This is a genomic window from Bacillus sp. FSL K6-1560 (genome assembly GCF_038592935.1).
Taxonomy (GTDB): Bacteria; Bacillota; Bacilli; order Bacillales; family Bacillaceae; genus Bacillus; species Bacillus subtilis.
The window spans coordinates 2,916,645-2,931,785 of sequence record NZ_CP151946.1 but is presented as its reverse complement, the minus strand read 5'-3'; the positions used below and the strand labels follow the sequence as shown (position 1 = coordinate 2,931,785).

The window sequence follows — 15,141 nt, the reverse complement described above, 5'->3', positions numbered from 1 at the left end:
TCATGAAAAAAGTCTTATTACTATTATTTGTCTTGACGATCGGGTTAGCGCTTTCAGCGTGCAGCCAATCGAGCGATGCGTCAGAGAAGGAAAAAACGAAAGAGAAAAAATCGCAAGAAGAGCTTGAAAAGGAACTTGATAAGGAATTGAAAAAAGGCGGTGAGCCGAAGACCAAAAAAGATGATCAAATACATAAAATAGGAGAAACATTTAAAGCAGGACATACGAATTTTACAGTGAATAAAGTTGATAGAGTGCAAAAAGGTGAATATATGAATGTTGGCGGAGCTGTAAATGAGGAGACAAAAACAATAAAAGATGATGAGGAACGGCTTATTATAGAAGTTACGATGGAAAATATAGGGAAAGATTCGATAAGCTACAATTTTATCGGGTTTGATTTAAGAGATAAGAATGATCAATCAGTGCGGCCTGTTTTTTCTATAGAAGAGAAGGGCAGAATCCTTATGGGAGGAACACTAGTATCGGGGAAAAAGGTTACAGGTGTACTCAGTTATGTCATCCCTAAAGGAGAACAGAAACATTACACACTGGTATATAATCCGTTTTTAGCTGATACAAATAGCAGTAATACAGAAGAGAGAGTAAAGGACGATATTGATTACTTGGTGAAGTTAGATTAGAAGCTAATTTACAGTTGCACGTTTTTCATCTGTGGAAAACGTGCATTTTTTATAGCGAAACTTGACTTGAAAGGATGAGTGATAAAAGTGCAAACCAAATGGCTGGAACGGGCACAGCGGATTCGGGCGATCGCACAGGCGGGGCTTGCTTTTTCCAAGGATGTGTACGACAGGGAGAGGTACGAAGAGCTAATGAAGCTCAGCGCGGAAATGATGGCGGATTACTCACAGACGGACATTGAAGTTATCACTGATTTATGGAAAAGGGAGAGCGGCTATCCGACACCGAAAGCGGATGTGCGCGGCGCAGTATTCCGAGAGAATCAGATTTTGCTTGTCCGGGAGAAGCATGATGAGCTGTGGTCGCTGCCGGGTGGATTTTGCGAGATTGGTTTATCGCCAGCTGAAAACGTCGTCAAGGAAATCAAAGAAGAGTCGGGGTACGATACAGAGCCGTCTCGATTGCTGGCCGTGCTAGACAGCCATAAACACTCTCATCCCCCTCAGCCTTATCACTATTATAAAATCTTCATCGCATGCAGCATGACGGGCGGGCAGGGGGAAACAGGGATCGAGACGAATCATGCCGCTTTTTTTCCGGAAGACAGCCTCCCGCCGCTTTCTCCAAAACGAAACACACCCTCACAGCTTAGCATGCTGTTTGACTTTTTGCGCCATCCGGACAAGAAAACGATATTTGACTAAAAAAGAAAGAGCCTATGGGCTCTTTCTTTTTTATAATGTAATGTGTTTTTCGTTGGCGAGTTTCAGAAGGGTCAAAATAGAATCGGCTTGTTTATGGCCGAGTTTTTGCTTTAATTTGTTTTCTTCAACTAATCGGCTGCCATAAATTTTGACAGAGGCTTTGTCGACGACAGTATGCCAGTTTTCCTGTTTTTTTCCCTCAACAAGCGGTTTTTCATGTCTCTCAGAAAAAGAGAACACAAAGAGTACGAATGCAAGTGAAAGTAGGATTCCGACAACTTGTTTTTTGTAATCAGTCTGTGCTGCCACGTTGTTCTCTCCTTCACCTTTTACCTTCTATTTAATCATAGAACCAAATTATTTTACATAATGGGAAAGTCATTTTTGGAGTTAGTGCATTTGGTTGAAAACAGAGACGTTTTTTGAGCGGAGCGGTGCAATTGAATCCATATTGGATTTGCGTGCTTATGCCTAAGGTCACGTTGTGAGCCAAAACAGCAGTGCAGAATAGAAAAAAATTGAAAGATTATGGTAAGATGAACGAAATTCGAGGGGGAATATATGATGCCTGCATCGAACATCGTGATCGCCTGCCTGCTGTTATCAATTTAATTATTTGTGGTAGTCCCTCTCTTTTTCGAAAGCGGGAGGTGAAGTGGAACATTCATTGCTGAATTTTTTCAAGGGAGTGACCATAATGAGTGTGTTAAACCGCCGGCAAGCCTTGCAGCGAGCGCTGCTCAATGGGAAAAACAAACAGGATGCGTATCATCCGTTTCCATGGTACGAATCGATGAGAAAGGATGCGCCTGTTTCCTTTGATGAAGAAAACCAAGTGTGGAGCGTTTTTCTTTATGATGATGTCAAAAAAGTTGTTGGGGATAAAGAGCTGTTTTCCAGTTACATGCCGCAGCAGACAAGCTCTATTGGAAATTCCATCATTAACATGGACCCGCCGAAGCATACAAAAATCCGTTCAGTCGTGAATAAAGCCTTTACTCCGCGCGTGATGAAGCAATGGGAACCGAGAATTCAAGAAATCACAGATGAACTGATTCAAAAATTTCAGGGGCGCAGTGAGTTTGACCTTGTTCACGATTTTTCATACCCGCTTCCGGTTATTGTGATATCTGAGCTACTGGGAGTGCCTTCAGCGCATATGGATCAGTTTAAAGCATGGTCTGATCTTCTGGTCAGTACACCGAGGGATAAAAGTGAAGAAGCTGAAAAAGCCTTTTTGGAAGAACGAGATAAGTGTGAGGAAGAACTGGCTGCGTTTTTTGCCGGCATCATAGAAGAAAAGCGAAACAAACCGGCGCAGGATATTATTTCTATTTTAGTGGAAGCGGAAGAAACAGGCGAGAAGCTGTCCGGTGAAGAGCTGATTCCGTTTTGCACGCTGCTGCTGGTGGCCGGAAATGAAACCACTACAAACCTGATTTCAAATGCGATGTACAGCATATTAGAAACGCCAGGCGTTTATGAGGAACTGCGCAGCCATCCTGAACTGATGCCTCAGGCAGTGGAGGAAGCCTTGCGTTTCAGAGCGCCGGCCCCGGTTTTGAGGCGCATTGCCAAGCGGGATACGGAGATCGGTGGGCATCTGATTAAAGAAGGTGATATGGTTTTGGCGTTTGTGGCATCGGCAAATCGTGATGAAGCAAAGTTTGACAGGCCGCACATGTTTGATATCCGCCGCCATCCCAATCCGCATATTGCGTTTGGCCATGGCATCCATTTTTGCCTTGGGGCTCCGCTTGCCCGTCTTGAAGCAAATATCGCGTTAACGTCTTTGATTTCTGCTATTCCTCATATGGAGTACGTCAGTATCACTCCGATTGAAAACAGTGTGATATACGGATTAAAGAGCTTCCGTGTGAAAATGTAATAGATAAGGAGACTGGAGATTCATGAAAAAGTACCATATTTCGATGATCAATATCCCGGCGTACGGACATGTCAATCCTACGCTTGCTTTAGTAGAGAAGCTTTGTGAGAAAGGGCACCGTGTCACGTACGCGACGACTGAGGAGTTTGCGCCCGCTGTTCAGCAAGCCGGTGGAGAAGCATTGCTCTATCATACATCCTTGAATATTGATCCTAAGCAAATCAGGGAGATGATGGAAAAGAATGACGCGCCCCTCAGCCTTTTGAAAGAATCACTCAGCATTCTGCCGCAGCTTGAGGAGTTATATAAGGATGATCAGCCTGATCTGATCATCTATGACTTTGTTGCGCTGGCTGGTAAATTGTTTGCTGAAAAGCTTAATGTTCCGGTCATTAAGCTCTGTTCGTCATATGCCCAAAATGAATCCTTTCAGTTAGGAAATGAAGACATGCTGAAGAAAATAAGAGAAGCAGAGGCTGAATTTAAAGCCTACTTGGAGCAAGAGAAGTTGCCGGCTGTTTCATTTGAACAGTTAGCTGTGCCGGAAGCATTAAATATTGTCTTTATGCCGAAGTCTTTTCAGATTCAGCATGAGACGTTCGATGACCGTTTCTGTTTTGTCGGCCCCTCTCTCGGAGAACGGAAGGAGAAAGAAAGCCTGTTGATTGACAAGGATGATCGCCCGCTTATGCTGATTTCTTTGGGTACGGCGTTTAACGCATGGCCGGAATTTTACAAGATGTGCATCAAGGCATTTCGGGATTCTTCATGGCAAGTGATCATGTCGGTTGGGAAAACGATTGATCCAGAAAGCTTGGAGGATATTCCTGCTAACTTTACCATTCGCCAAAGTGTGCCGCAGCTTGAGGTGTTAGAGAAAGCTGATTTGTTCATCTCTCATGGCGGGATGAACAGTACGATGGAAGCGATGAACGCAGGTGTGCCACTTGTCGTCATTCCGCAAATGTACGAGCAAGAGCTCACTGCAAATCGGGTTGATGAATTAGGCCTTGGCGTTTATTTGCCGAAAGAGGAAGTGACTGTTTCCAGCCTGCAGGAAGCGGTTCAGGCTGTATCCAGTGATCAAGAGCTGCTCAGCCGCGTCAAGAATATGCAAAAGGATGTAAAAGAAGCTGGCGGAGCGGAGCGTGCGGCAGCTGAGATTGAAGCGTTTATGAAAAAATCCGCTGTCCCGCAGTAAAAACATAAAAACCGAAATCAATTTGATTTCGGTTTTCTGTTTAAATATTTTTTTTCATCCCGCATCTCCGGCATTCTCTAAGAAATTTTCCGCCTTTTACAGAGCTTTTGAACAGTGTGTAATCACAGTTGTCGCAGCGCCCGCTGCGGGCGTCCGGATATTCATTGAATTCGTAAACAATCGATGTATCGTAGCCTTTTGTTTCATATTCTTCTTTTTTTGTTTCCATGTCGATCCTCCGTTACAAGACGTGTCTGCTGTTTATCTTACAGCAAGCTTCCGGCGTATTCAATGGATTTTAGGAGGTTGGGTTTATCTTGATTTCTCCCTTGGTTTGCGCCAAAATAGCTTTATTAAGCTTATATACATAAAAAGCCTATGCAAAGAGGAGAGGAAACGGGTATGGGAAAAGGGTTACTTGGAAAACGCGTGGCAATCGGTGGCTCACGAAAAACGGAAGAAATTAGTACAATCATTGAAAAACAGGGCGGAATACCTGTCATCCGGCCTCTCCAAGGTACTGTTTACTTAGCAGAGAAGCAGGTGGAGCCGGATTTGCGGACGTTTGCGGAAGAGAAAGCTGACTGGGTCATTTTCACGACAGGCATCGGGTTGGAGACTCTTGTCGATATGGCAGAGAAAATTGGACTGAAAGATGAGTTTCTGCAGGCCATTCGCCAAGCGAAAGCGGCATGCCGGGGATACAAAACGCTGTCTGCGCTGAAAAAGCTTGGGATCACACCGGAAGCTTCGGATGAAGACGGGACAACAAGAGGCTTAATCCGTTCTTTGGAGCCTCACGACTTTTCAGGAAAAACAGTCATGGTACAGCTTCATGGCGAAAAAGCGCCGGCTCTCATGGCATTTCTTGAAGAAAAAGGCGCGTCTGTCCTGCCGATTCTGCCTTATCAGCACATCCCGCCGGAGGAGGAAACGGTGGAGCGGTTATGCCGAGAGCTGATGAACGATGAGGTCGATGCCGTTTGTTTTACAACGGCCATTCAGGTTCGTTCCCTGTTTGATTTTGCCAAGGGGCGAGGTTATATCAATGAAGTGAAGAAGGTATTCGAAGAACGCGCCATCGCAGCTGCTGTCGGAAAAGTGACTGCTGAAGCACTGCGGGAAGAGGGCATTACGAGACTGCTTGCGCCAGAGATTGAGCGGATGGGTGCGATGATTGTTGAGCTGGCCAAGTATTATGAAGAAAAGGAATAACAAGTACAAAAAGCCGCTTTTCCCTCGGAAAGCGGCTTTTGTCTGTCATTCATTCTGCTTCAGCTGCTGATGAACGGTGAATAATGATGGGTATGTCAGCACGCTTAAGATTACACAAGTCAGCGCGGCTGAGGCCATCGTTGTAAACACGATTAAGAGTTGAAAGCGTACTGCCTGAATCGGGTCCGCGCCGGCTAGAATCTGGCCAGTCATCATGCCGGGAAGCTGGACAAGACCCAGTGTTTTCTGGCTTTCGAGCGTCGGGATCATACTCATTTTCATCGCTGAGGTAAGAATGCGCTGTATGGATTGCTTCGGTGTGCCGCCAAGTGACAATATTAATTGAATTTCTTCTTTGCGAACGCCGACTTCTGAGTTAAGCCGGTTTAGAAACAAACTTGAGAGCACCATCGAATTTCCGATGACCATCCCGCTGATCGGAATGACATATCGTGCCGTAAGCGGAATGATATGAAGAGACAGCAGAATTCCCTGCGTCACAATTTCTACGATTGCTAACGCGGCAAACACCCTCCAAAACGAACCGATAGTATTTTTCTTTCGCTTGATGACATTTTGCGCCGCCACCGCGAGCATTAACAGCACCATCAGCAGGATAAAAACAGGGTGGTCTCCGCGAAAAATCAGCGACAAAACATAACCGATGATAAGCAGCTGCACCGCGGCCCGGATGGTGGCGATGATCATGTCTTTTTCTACACCGGCTTTAAAGGATTTTGATAAAAACAAGGCGATCAAAACAAAGATCATCGTTAAAGAGAGAGAAAGGTAATCCATTACCGAGTGCCTCCCTTCAAAAATTCTTTCGCTGCTTCATGCTGCGGAGCGGAGAAAAATGTGTCGGTTTCAGCGATTTCAAGCAGCCGGCCATCTGCCATAAACCAAATGGTATCGGCTATTCGTTTTGCCTGCTCCATATTATGAGTGACCCACATGACTGTCCATTTTTTCTCTTGATGCTGACGTTTGATCAGTTCTTCAATCTCAAGAGCAGAAACCGGGTCCAAGGCCGATGTGATTTCGTCCAACAATAGAATGGAGGAAGGATTTGAGAGCGTTCTGGCCAGTGACAGTCTTTGCCGCTGCCCGCCCGATAAGTCTCTGGCGCTTCTGTCTAACAACTCTGGCGGCAGCCCTGCAAGCGAAGCCAGCTTTTCAGGAGAGTACAGCTGGGATTGATGCAGCCTTTGTACAAGACTTAAATTGTCACGCACTGTCCCGTCGAGCACGGGAGCCGATTGAAACGCGAGGGCTGCCGTTCGCCTCAGCTCATTGACATTCCATTCTCTGACTTCCTTTCCGTATATGTTGACTTCGCCGCTGTCAGGCGTTCTCATTAAATTACACATAGAAAGGAGGGTGCTTTTGCCTGAGCCGGAAGGACCTAAAACGGCTACGATTGCGCCCTGTTGAATGTCTCCGGTGACATCCTGCAGCACATCATAGGTTTGTCCATCTTGTTTATAGCTTTTTCTGACTGATCTGAAGGAGATGGCTGGTATGTTTTGTGTTTGATCGTTTGCTTCCATTACAATAATCACCTTTCAATATAAGTAGGCTGACATTATATTTAACTATAACGTGAAACAGATTCCTTTTGGTAGCACAAATAAAGGAGAACAGGCTTTCACCCATTCTCCTGCAGATGCTACGCAGTCAGATTTGACTGTGCTTTCTTTTTCGGTTTTCTCGGCTGTGAAGCGAAGGTATGTAACATCATCCCCGCTATTATAATGAACAAACCGGCAAATGATAAAAGAGATGGGAAAACGCCTGACAGCAGAACAATTTCACCAAGCAGCGCGAAAATCACTTCACCGGCTTGAGTGGCTTCAACAGCTGCGAGTTTTTGCGGATTGTCTCTTACCATATCAGTGGCCCAGAAAAATAAAACCGTCGCAATGATGCCTGAGCTGACGGCAACGATAAAGGATTGAACGGTTTGACTTGCTGTTGGAAGGCCATCTGACCACCAGCCGTAAGCTGCTAATATAAGCCAGAATGGAAGGCTTGCCAATGTCATTCCAAGCACGCGCTGAAATGTATCAAGCCGGCCTCCGTATTCTTCGAGCATTCTCCTGTTTCCTAACGGATAGGCAAAAGCCGCAATGACAACCGGCAGCACACTGAAAAGCAGCATCCTCCCAGAAAGCGATTCTGCATGCTGAAGCTGAATCAGAGCCGCTCCAACCAGGATGATCATGGAAGTGCCAAGTGAAACCAGGGGAATCTTTTGGCGAACGAGCTGCGGACCGCCCGGCATATCTTGTTTGACATAAAACAAAGGAGATAAGAGCACCCCGGCTACAATTGTAATTTGCCAGGTTCCGGCTATGAGCCACCCCGGACCGTATGCAGCCGCAAATGTAATCGGCGCGTAAAAAAGCACGAAGCCGACGAAGCTCCATTTGATCCAATAAAACGGCTTTTTCCTCATCTCTAGTAAGAGAGGCGTGAATGTCCCTCTCATGATGACAATCAAACATAAAAACGGCACCATAAAAATAAAGCGCAGCGAAGAGCTCCAAAGCCAGCTGCCTCCTGATAACTCCATCGCTCTGTTTAATATAAAGGTAACGGCGAAAAAGAGTGAAGCCAATATTCCGATAACGATAGCTTTCATGATATCCCTCATTCTGGCATTATTTTTTTATACTATACTATTCGGTATCATGCAGATCAATGGAATCATGAGAAAAACATCATGTTTTGCGAACCGCTATGTGTGGAAGACAAAAAAGGGAGGTGAAATTGATGGAAAAAGAGACACAGACATACTTCTTTCCGGATGACGGCAGGATTCCGAATCACCCTGATTTTCCGCTCGTGGTGTATCAAAACGCGCTTAAGGACACCGGACTGGCAGAGCGGATCGTCATCCGGCATGGCTGGTCAAACAGCTGGTCAGGGAGTGTTTTTCCATACCATCATTATCACAGCAATACGCATGAAGTCCTGATTGCCCTTAGGGGAGAGGCTGTGATTCAGTTTGGGGGAGAAAAAGGGGCTGCCATCCCTTTCAAATCAGGCGACGCAGTCGTGATTCCAGCCGGAGTCGGACATAAAAAGCTCAGCTCAAGTCCCGATTTTACTGTCCTTGGCGCCTATCCCGGTGGCGTTCAGTATGATATGAAGACGGGGAAACCGAATGAGCGGGAGGAAGCGCTCAAACAGATTAAGCAGGCGGCGTTGCCGGCGAATGATCCGATCACAGGAAAAAGAGAGCCTCTATTGGAAATATGGGTAAAGTGAAGGGGAGAAATTGCTGGATTGTCAATAACTAGTGCCGCAGAAACGATATGACATGAGCTCCATATAAATTAATTTCATAATCGAAGCAATTCACGTTCAAATTTTGTTCAAAAAGTGTTATCATATAGAAGGTAATCGAATTGGAGTTTTTTGTGTTTGCTATTTTCAGAGAGAGTAAAGGATTTTGACTTATTCAATTGTTTATTTTTAGATAAAAATAATACTGAATATGGCAAGATGAAAAACTGGGTAGTAAACATTTATTTTTGTAAATGATTGTGCACGAATTCACAATCCTTATTCTTATGCCTTAAAAGCGTGAGACAGGGAGAGGCACTACCCTTTCCAAAAAAATCAGCAAACTGCTTATAGTAAAGGAGAATTGGATATGCCAGAAACAATCGATCAAACAAATGCGTCTGTCAGCCAAAGCCAGCAAGATCTTATTGATCAGCTATTAAAGCCAGAAGTTCAAGAATCATTGACTGTTTTAGTTGACCAGCTTCCGAAGCTGACTGAGTTAGTGAATATTTTAACGAAGTCTTATGATTTCGCTCAGTCTGTAGCGACTGACGAAGTGTTAAAGAGCGACACAGTCGGTGCGATCACTGAAATTCTCGAGCCTGTAAAAGAAACAGCGAAAGAAGTAGCTGCGACTGCGATTGAAGCAAAAGACCGCGCGGAAGCAAGCAACGAAACAATTGGTCTTTTCGGCCTTCTTCGCATGCTGAAAGATCCTCAAGCTCAAAAGCTGTTCCGTTTTGCTAACAGCTACCTTGAAGTCATGAACGAACGCGAAAACCAAAAATAATCTCAGATTCAAATTGATATAAAGGACGGAGGATATACGATGTCAAAACATATTGTCATTCTAGGCGCTGGTTATGGCGGAGTTCTTTCTGCTCTAACAGTTCGCAAACATTACACAAAAGAACAAGCACGCGTGACAGTGGTAAACAAATACCCTACTCACCAAATCATTACGGAATTACACCGCCTTGCTGCAGGCAACGTGTCTGAAAAAGCGGTTGCAATGCCATTAGAAAAACTTTTCAAAGGCAAAGACATTGATCTTAAAATTGCGGAAGTAAGCTCTTTCTCTGTTGATAAAAAAGAAGTTGCGCTTGCTGACGGTTCTACATTAACTTACGATGCGCTTGTTGTAGGTCTTGGTTCTGTAACGGCTTACTTCGGCATCCCAGGTCTTGAAGAAAACAGCATGGTATTGAAATCTGCTGCTGATGCGAACAAAGTCTTCCAACATGTTGAAGATCGTGTGCGCGAGTACTCTAAAACGAAAAACGAAGCAGATGCAACAATCCTTATCGGCGGCGGCGGCTTAACAGGTGTTGAGCTTGTTGGTGAGCTTGCTGACATTATGCCGAACCTTGCGAAAAAATACGGCGTAGACCATAAAGAAATCAAATTGAAACTTGTTGAAGCAGGTCCGAAAATCCTTCCTGTTCTTCCGGATGATCTTATCGAACGTGCGACTGCAAGCCTTGAAAAACGCGGCGTTGAGTTCTTAACAGGTCTTCCTGTTACAAATGTAGAAGGAAACGTAATTGATCTGAAAGACGGATCTAAAGTTGTTGCCAACACATTTGTTTGGACTGGCGGCGTACAAGGTAACCCATTAGTCGGTGAATCAGGTCTAGAAGTGAACCGCGGACGCGCGACTGTAAATGACTTCCTGCAATCTACATCTCATGAAGATGTATTCGTTGCTGGAGACAGCGCAGTTTACTTCGGTCCAGACGGCCGTCCATACCCGCCAACTGCACAAATCGCATGGCAAATGGGTGAGCTGATCGGTTACAACCTATTCGCTTACCTGGAAGGCAAAACGCTTGAAACATTCAAGCCAGTAAACTCTGGTACACTTGCAAGCCTTGGACGCAAAGACGCGGTTGCCATCATTGGTGCTAATTCTACACCGCTTAAAGGTCTTCCTGCTTCCTTGATGAAAGAAGCAAGTAACGTACGCTACTTAACTCACATTAAAGGACTTTTCAGCCTGGCTTACTAATCCTTTTAATGAATCTGACATTGCCAAAAGCGTTCCTTACCGAGTGCTTTCTGGCAATGTCTTTTTTATGTTTATGACAGCGTTAACATTTCATTTTCAAAAAAGAGATTGATCCCAGAGGAATATAAAGGTAAAATAAAAACAAATCAAAATGTTAACGTTAACATTTTGAAATAGAATGAAAGACGGTGAGGACATGGAACCCTTCATGGGCGAAAACTTTTTATTGAAAAATGAAACCGCTGTCAGCCTCTATCATAATTATGCGAAAGACATGCCAATTATTGATTACCACTGCCACTTAAGTCCGAAAGAAATCTATGAAAATAAGACATTTCAAAACATCACGGAAGCCTGGCTGTATGGTGACCATTATAAATGGCGCATCATGAGAGCCAATGGAATTGAGGAGACATACATCACCGGAGATGCGCCTGATGAGGAGAAATTTATGGCTTGGGCGAAAACCGTGCCGATGGCGATCGGCAATCCGCTCTATAACTGGACTCACTTAGAATTGCAGCGTTTTTTTGGCATTTATGAGATTTTAAACGAGAAGTCTGGGCCGGCTATATGGAAACGGACAAATGAACTGCTCAAAGGGGAAGGCTTCGGGGCAAGGGATTTAATTGTGAAATCAAATGTAAAAGTTGTGTGCACCACAGATGACCCTGTTGATTCTCTTGAATACCATCTATTATTAAGAGAAGACAAAGACTTTCCTGTCAGCGTGCTGCCTGGATTTCGGCCGGATAAAGGACTTGAGATCAATCGTGAAGGCTTTCCTGAGTGGGTGCAGGCGCTTGAAGATGCCGCCGCCATATCGATTACAACCTATGATGAGTTTTTAAATGCGTTGGAAAAACGAGTACGATTCTTCCACTCAGCCGGCGGCAGAGTTTCTGATCACGCGATAGATTCAATGGTATTTGCCGAAACAACAAAAGAAGAAGCTGGACGGATTTTTTCTGACAGATTACAAGGAACAGAGGTTTCTTATGAAGATGAGAAGAAATTTAAGACACATACGCTTCAGTTTCTTTGCGGTTTGTATGCGGAGCTCGATTGGGCGATGCAGTTTCATATCAACGCTTTAAGAAACACGAATACAAAAATGATGAAAAGGCTCGGACCTGATACAGGCTATGATTCAATGAACGATGAAGAAATTGCTAAGCCTTTATACAAGCTGCTGAACTCAGTTGAGATGAAGAACCAGCTGCCGAAAACGATTTTATATTCACTGAATCCAAATGATAACTATGTCATCGCCAGCATGATCAACAGTTTTCAGGACGGTATTACCCCAGGAAAAATACAATTCGGCACAGCCTGGTGGTTTAACGATACTAAAGACGGGATGCTCGACCAAATGAAAGCGTTATCAAATGTTGGCCTTTTCAGCCGTTTTATCGGCATGCTCACCGATTCCAGAAGCTTTCTTTCGTATACGCGCCACGAATATTTCAGGCGGATCGTCTGCAATTTGATTGGAGAATGGGTGGAAAACGGCGAAGTGCCGCGCGATATGGAGCTTCTGGGAAGCATCGTTCAGGGGATTTGCTATGACAATGCGAAACACTACTTTCAATTTCAAGAAGAGAAAGCAAACGTGTAACAAAGTATCCGCTCAGTATCGCTGAGCGGATCACTATCCGAAAATTCTTAAGACACAGAGGTGGAACATGCGAACTGAACTGGCAAATAAGGTTGTGTCGGTCGAAACGGAAAAAAGGCTTTCATTGAAAGAGAAAATGTCCTATGGTTTTGGTGATTTTGGCAACGGTTTTATGTTTGATCTCGGCCAGATTTATTTATTGAAGTATTTCACTGATGTAGCGGGAATCCCCGCTGCGATGGCCGGCGGCATTTTTTTAGTCAGTAAGCTGTTTGCAGCGATAACAGATCCAATTGTCGGCTCATCAATCGATTATCGCAAAAATATCGGCAAACGGGGGAAATTCAGGCCTTATCTATTAATCGGCAGCATCGTGCTTGCGGTGCTTACTGTTCTTATTTTTCTGTCTCCCAATGTATCAACGACCGGAAAACTGATTTATGCATATGCATCCTATATGATTTGGGGCATCGGCTATTCGTTTGTGAATATTCCGTACGGCTCATTAGGGGCAGCGATGACTCAAAATTCTGAGGACCGGACCTCCATTTCGACGTTCCGCCAAATCGGATCACTTGGCGCCTTGTTTATCACAAGTGTGGCTGTGATGCCGCTGCTCGTCCAGTTTGATAATCCGAAGGTCGGCTACCCAGTGGTCATGGGCTTGTTCGCCGCGCTCGGTGTGTTTTGGTTTTATATTTGCTACCGCAACTGCAAAGAGCGCATTGTCATATCGGAAGCACCAAAAGAAAAATTAACACTCTCATCTGTCGTCAAAACATTTATTACAAATAAACCGCTGTTAACCCTTGTCCTGATGACGATTTTTTCAATTTCCGCATACAACATTAAATCCGCCATGCTCGTCTATTTCGCACAATATAACTTGGGCAATGTTGAATTAATGGCTTATATGAACTTCATCATTATTGGTTCTTCCTTTTTGGGCGTCGTATTCCTTCCAAAGCTCGTCAAGATGTTTGGAAAGAAACGAACGGCAATGATCGGCTTCGGCATCAGTGTGGCCGCGGATCTGATCAACTTTATGCTCCCATCTAACGTATATGTGTTTACAATTCTCGCCAGTATCGCCTTTATCGGAATCAGTATCCCAAATGGCATCACGTGGGCTCTTGTCTCCGATATTATCGACTATGGCGAATGGAAATCCGGTGAACGGAAGGAAGCAACGACATATTCACTTTTCAATTTCTCAAGAAAGCTTGCTCAATCTTTGTCTGGCTTTCTCTCGGGGATCGGTTTGGGGATTATCGGCTATGTCCCGAATGCAGTCCAGACAGCACAGGCGCTGATTGGCATCAAAGCGCTTCTGCTTCTGTATCCGGCCATTGCTTTGGCATTAGCGATGATCATTATCGGCTTTCTTTATAAACTCACAGACCAGCAGCATGCTCAGATCGTTCAGGATCTTCAGCAAAAGATCTGACAATATAATATAGAGAATATTTAAAATAATTTGTAAATAAAATGTGTTTGTAGGGGGTTCGCTAGGAGAGTGCCCAAAAAACTGAAAAGGAAGGAGGCACTTGCTTGAAAACGATAACAATTGCAGCTAAAGAAGCAAAGGAACTCGTTCGGCAAAAGCTGGCCAGTGCCGGTTTGAATGAACGAGATGCTGAAAAAGTAGCAGATGTTCTCGTACACGCTGATTTGCGCAATGTACATTCGCATGGCGTGCTGCGCACAGAACACTATGTGAACAGGCTTTTAGCGGGAGGGATCAATCCTGGGGCACAGCCTGTTTTTAAAGAAACGGGGCCTGTGACCGGGGTGCTTGACGGAGACGATGGTTTCGGTCATGTGAATTGCGACATGGCGATGGACCATGCAATTGACATGGCGAAGAAAAAAGGAGTCGGCATGGTCACGGCCGTAAACAGCAGCCATTGCGGAGCGCTAAGCTATTTTGTGCAAAAAGCGGCTGACGAAAAGCTGATCGGAATAGCAATGACGCATACAGACAGTATCGTTGTCCCGTTTGGGGGGAGGACTCCTTTTTTAGGGACAAATCCGATTGCTTACGGTGTTCCGGCTAAGCATAAAAAACCGTTTATCCTAGATATGGCGACATCCAAAGTGGCTTTTGGGAAGATTCTGCAGGCCCGTGAAGAGGGCAAAGAAATTCCTGAAGGATGGGGAGTCGATGAAAACGGAGAAGCAGTAACTGATCCTGACAAGGTCGTCTCACTTTCAACATTCGGGGGCCCGAAAGGCTATGGACTATCGATTGTGGTGGATGTGTTTTCAGGATTGCTGGCGGGCGCGGCTTTTGGCCCTCATATTGCCAAAATGTACAGCGGCCTTGATCAAAAAAGAAAGCTGGGGCATTACGTTTGCGCGATCAATCCAGCCTTTTTTACTGACTGGGATACGTTTTTAGAGCAGATGGATGCCATGATTGATGAACTGCAGCAATCACCGCCGGCTGTTGGATTCGAAAGAGTGTATGTGCCCGGCGAGATCGAGCAGCTGCATGAAGAAAGAAATAAGAAAAACGGAATTTCTATCGCTCGGAGCGTGTATGAATTCTTAAAAAGCAGGTGAGTA

Annotated in this window: 16 protein-coding genes; 11 read left to right on the top strand and 5 right to left on the bottom strand. The window is 44.8% G+C overall.

Annotated features, from left to right (window positions below; translation table 11 throughout):
• Positions 1-2 precede the first annotated feature (2 nt).
• Both NYE22_RS15675 and NYE22_RS15670 read left to right on the top strand, forming a co-directional pair.
• Positions 3-644, top strand: a complete 642-nt coding sequence (locus NYE22_RS15675; protein WP_342411957.1) for a DUF4352 domain-containing protein — start codon at positions 3-5, stop codon at positions 642-644.
• Positions 645-722: 78 nt separating this feature from the next.
• Positions 723-1,349, top strand: a complete 627-nt coding sequence (locus tag NYE22_RS15670) for an NUDIX hydrolase (RefSeq protein WP_077670633.1) — start codon at positions 723-725, stop codon at positions 1,347-1,349.
• A gap of 30 nt (positions 1,350-1,379) precedes the next feature.
• Here the strand turns inward: NYE22_RS15670 and NYE22_RS15665 are convergent, their stop codons facing one another.
• Positions 1,380-1,658 carry a hypothetical protein gene (locus tag NYE22_RS15665; protein WP_003232791.1) on the bottom strand — a complete coding sequence of 93 codons (279 nt, stop codon included), beginning with the start codon at positions 1,656-1,658 and terminating at the stop codon, positions 1,380-1,382.
• Positions 1,659-2,046: 388 nt separating this feature from the next.
• Between NYE22_RS15665 and yjiB the strand changes: the two genes are divergently transcribed.
• Together yjiB and NYE22_RS15655 are read left to right on the top strand one after the other, a co-directional pair.
• Complete coding sequence (gene yjiB, locus NYE22_RS15660) at positions 2,047-3,237, top strand: monooxygenase YjiB (RefSeq protein WP_019712505.1); 1,191 nt, start codon at positions 2,047-2,049, stop codon at positions 3,235-3,237.
• Positions 3,238-3,259: 22 nt separating this feature from the next.
• Positions 3,260-4,438 (top strand): glycosyltransferase, encoded by a 1,179-nt coding sequence (locus NYE22_RS15655; protein WP_038828749.1) that lies wholly within the window; start codon positions 3,260-3,262, stop codon positions 4,436-4,438.
• A 40-nt stretch (positions 4,439-4,478) separates the two neighbouring features.
• On the opposite strand, the gene NYE22_RS15650 is transcribed toward NYE22_RS15655, so the two are convergent.
• Entirely contained in the window at positions 4,479-4,667 is a 189-nt protein-coding gene (locus NYE22_RS15650) for a hypothetical protein (protein WP_003232781.1), read from the bottom strand.
• A gap of 173 nt (positions 4,668-4,840) precedes the next feature.
• On the opposite strand from NYE22_RS15650, the gene NYE22_RS15645 reads away from it, so the two are divergent.
• Complete coding sequence (locus tag NYE22_RS15645) at positions 4,841-5,653, top strand: uroporphyrinogen-III synthase (RefSeq protein ID WP_003245334.1); 813 nt, start codon at positions 4,841-4,843, stop codon at positions 5,651-5,653.
• Between the two features lie 45 nt (positions 5,654-5,698).
• On the opposite strand, the gene fetB is transcribed toward NYE22_RS15645, so the two are convergent.
• The 3 genes from fetB to NYE22_RS15630 form a co-directional block, all read right to left on the bottom strand.
• Positions 5,699-6,451: an iron export ABC transporter permease subunit FetB gene (fetB, locus tag NYE22_RS15640; protein ID WP_003232776.1), complete on the bottom strand. Its 753-nt coding sequence runs from the start codon at positions 6,449-6,451 to the stop codon at positions 5,699-5,701.
• On the bottom strand, positions 6,451-7,203 hold the full coding sequence (locus tag NYE22_RS15635) for a phosphate ABC transporter ATP-binding protein (protein WP_003232774.1): 753 nt from the start codon (positions 7,201-7,203) through the stop codon (positions 6,451-6,453). The genes fetB and NYE22_RS15635 overlap by 1 nt, the downstream gene beginning before the upstream one ends.
• A gap of 119 nt (positions 7,204-7,322) precedes the next feature.
• A complete protein-coding gene (locus NYE22_RS15630; RefSeq protein WP_070548841.1) occupies positions 7,323-8,297 on the bottom strand; it encodes a multidrug resistance efflux transporter family protein in 975 nt (324 codons plus the stop codon).
• Between the two features lie 131 nt (positions 8,298-8,428).
• Here NYE22_RS15630 and NYE22_RS15625 point away from each other — a divergent pair, with 131 nt between their 5' ends.
• The 6 genes from NYE22_RS15625 to allD all read left to right on the top strand — a co-directional run bounded on the left by NYE22_RS15625 (position 8,429) and on the right by allD (position 15,138).
• Complete coding sequence (locus NYE22_RS15625; protein ID WP_033884358.1) at positions 8,429-8,926, top strand: cupin domain-containing protein; 498 nt, start codon at positions 8,429-8,431, stop codon at positions 8,924-8,926.
• 388 nt (positions 8,927-9,314) lie between these two features.
• Entirely contained in the window at positions 9,315-9,737 is a 423-nt protein-coding gene (locus NYE22_RS15620; protein ID WP_003220510.1) for a DUF1641 domain-containing protein, read from the top strand.
• Positions 9,738-9,776: 39 nt separating this feature from the next.
• The gene (locus NYE22_RS15615) at positions 9,777-10,955 is read left to right on the top strand and encodes an FAD-dependent oxidoreductase (protein WP_003232765.1); all 1,179 of its coding nucleotides are present in this window, start codon (positions 9,777-9,779) and stop codon (positions 10,953-10,955) included.
• Positions 10,956-11,151: 196 nt separating this feature from the next.
• Positions 11,152-12,573, top strand: a complete 1,422-nt coding sequence (gene uxaC, locus NYE22_RS15610) for a glucuronate isomerase (protein ID WP_038828741.1) — start codon at positions 11,152-11,154, stop codon at positions 12,571-12,573.
• A gap of 67 nt (positions 12,574-12,640) precedes the next feature.
• The gene (locus NYE22_RS15605) at positions 12,641-14,020 is read left to right on the top strand and encodes an MFS transporter (protein WP_032725496.1); all 1,380 of its coding nucleotides are present in this window, start codon (positions 12,641-12,643) and stop codon (positions 14,018-14,020) included.
• A gap of 104 nt (positions 14,021-14,124) precedes the next feature.
• Positions 14,125-15,138 (top strand): ureidoglycolate dehydrogenase, encoded by a 1,014-nt coding sequence (allD, locus tag NYE22_RS15600; RefSeq protein ID WP_021479490.1) that lies wholly within the window; start codon positions 14,125-14,127, stop codon positions 15,136-15,138.
• Positions 15,139-15,141: the final 3 nt, after the last annotated feature.

Coding starts and splice junctions, on each gene's coding strand:
- NYE22_RS15675 (WP_342411957.1), top strand. CDS start 3: ATGAAAAAAGTCTTATTACTATTATTTGTCTTGACGATCGGGTTAGCG.
- yjiB (WP_019712505.1), top strand. CDS start 2,047: ATGAGTGTGTTAAACCGCCGGCAAGCCTTGCAGCGAGCGCTGCTCAAT.
- NYE22_RS15655 (WP_038828749.1), top strand. CDS start 3,260: ATGAAAAAGTACCATATTTCGATGATCAATATCCCGGCGTACGGACAT.
- NYE22_RS15650 (WP_003232781.1), bottom strand. CDS start 4,667: ATGGAAACAAAAAAAGAAGAATATGAAACAAAAGGCTACGATACATCG.
- NYE22_RS15645 (WP_003245334.1), top strand. CDS start 4,841: ATGGGAAAAGGGTTACTTGGAAAACGCGTGGCAATCGGTGGCTCACGA.
- fetB (WP_003232776.1), bottom strand. CDS start 6,451: ATGGATTACCTTTCTCTCTCTTTAACGATGATCTTTGTTTTGATCGCC.
- NYE22_RS15635 (WP_003232774.1), bottom strand. CDS start 7,203: ATGGAAGCAAACGATCAAACACAAAACATACCAGCCATCTCCTTCAGA.
- NYE22_RS15630 (WP_070548841.1), bottom strand. CDS start 8,297: ATGAAAGCTATCGTTATCGGAATATTGGCTTCACTCTTTTTCGCCGTT.
- NYE22_RS15625 (WP_033884358.1), top strand. CDS start 8,429: ATGGAAAAAGAGACACAGACATACTTCTTTCCGGATGACGGCAGGATT.
- NYE22_RS15620 (WP_003220510.1), top strand. CDS start 9,315: ATGCCAGAAACAATCGATCAAACAAATGCGTCTGTCAGCCAAAGCCAG.
- NYE22_RS15615 (WP_003232765.1), top strand. CDS start 9,777: ATGTCAAAACATATTGTCATTCTAGGCGCTGGTTATGGCGGAGTTCTT.
- uxaC (WP_038828741.1), top strand. CDS start 11,152: ATGGAACCCTTCATGGGCGAAAACTTTTTATTGAAAAATGAAACCGCT.
- NYE22_RS15605 (WP_032725496.1), top strand. CDS start 12,641: ATGCGAACTGAACTGGCAAATAAGGTTGTGTCGGTCGAAACGGAAAAA.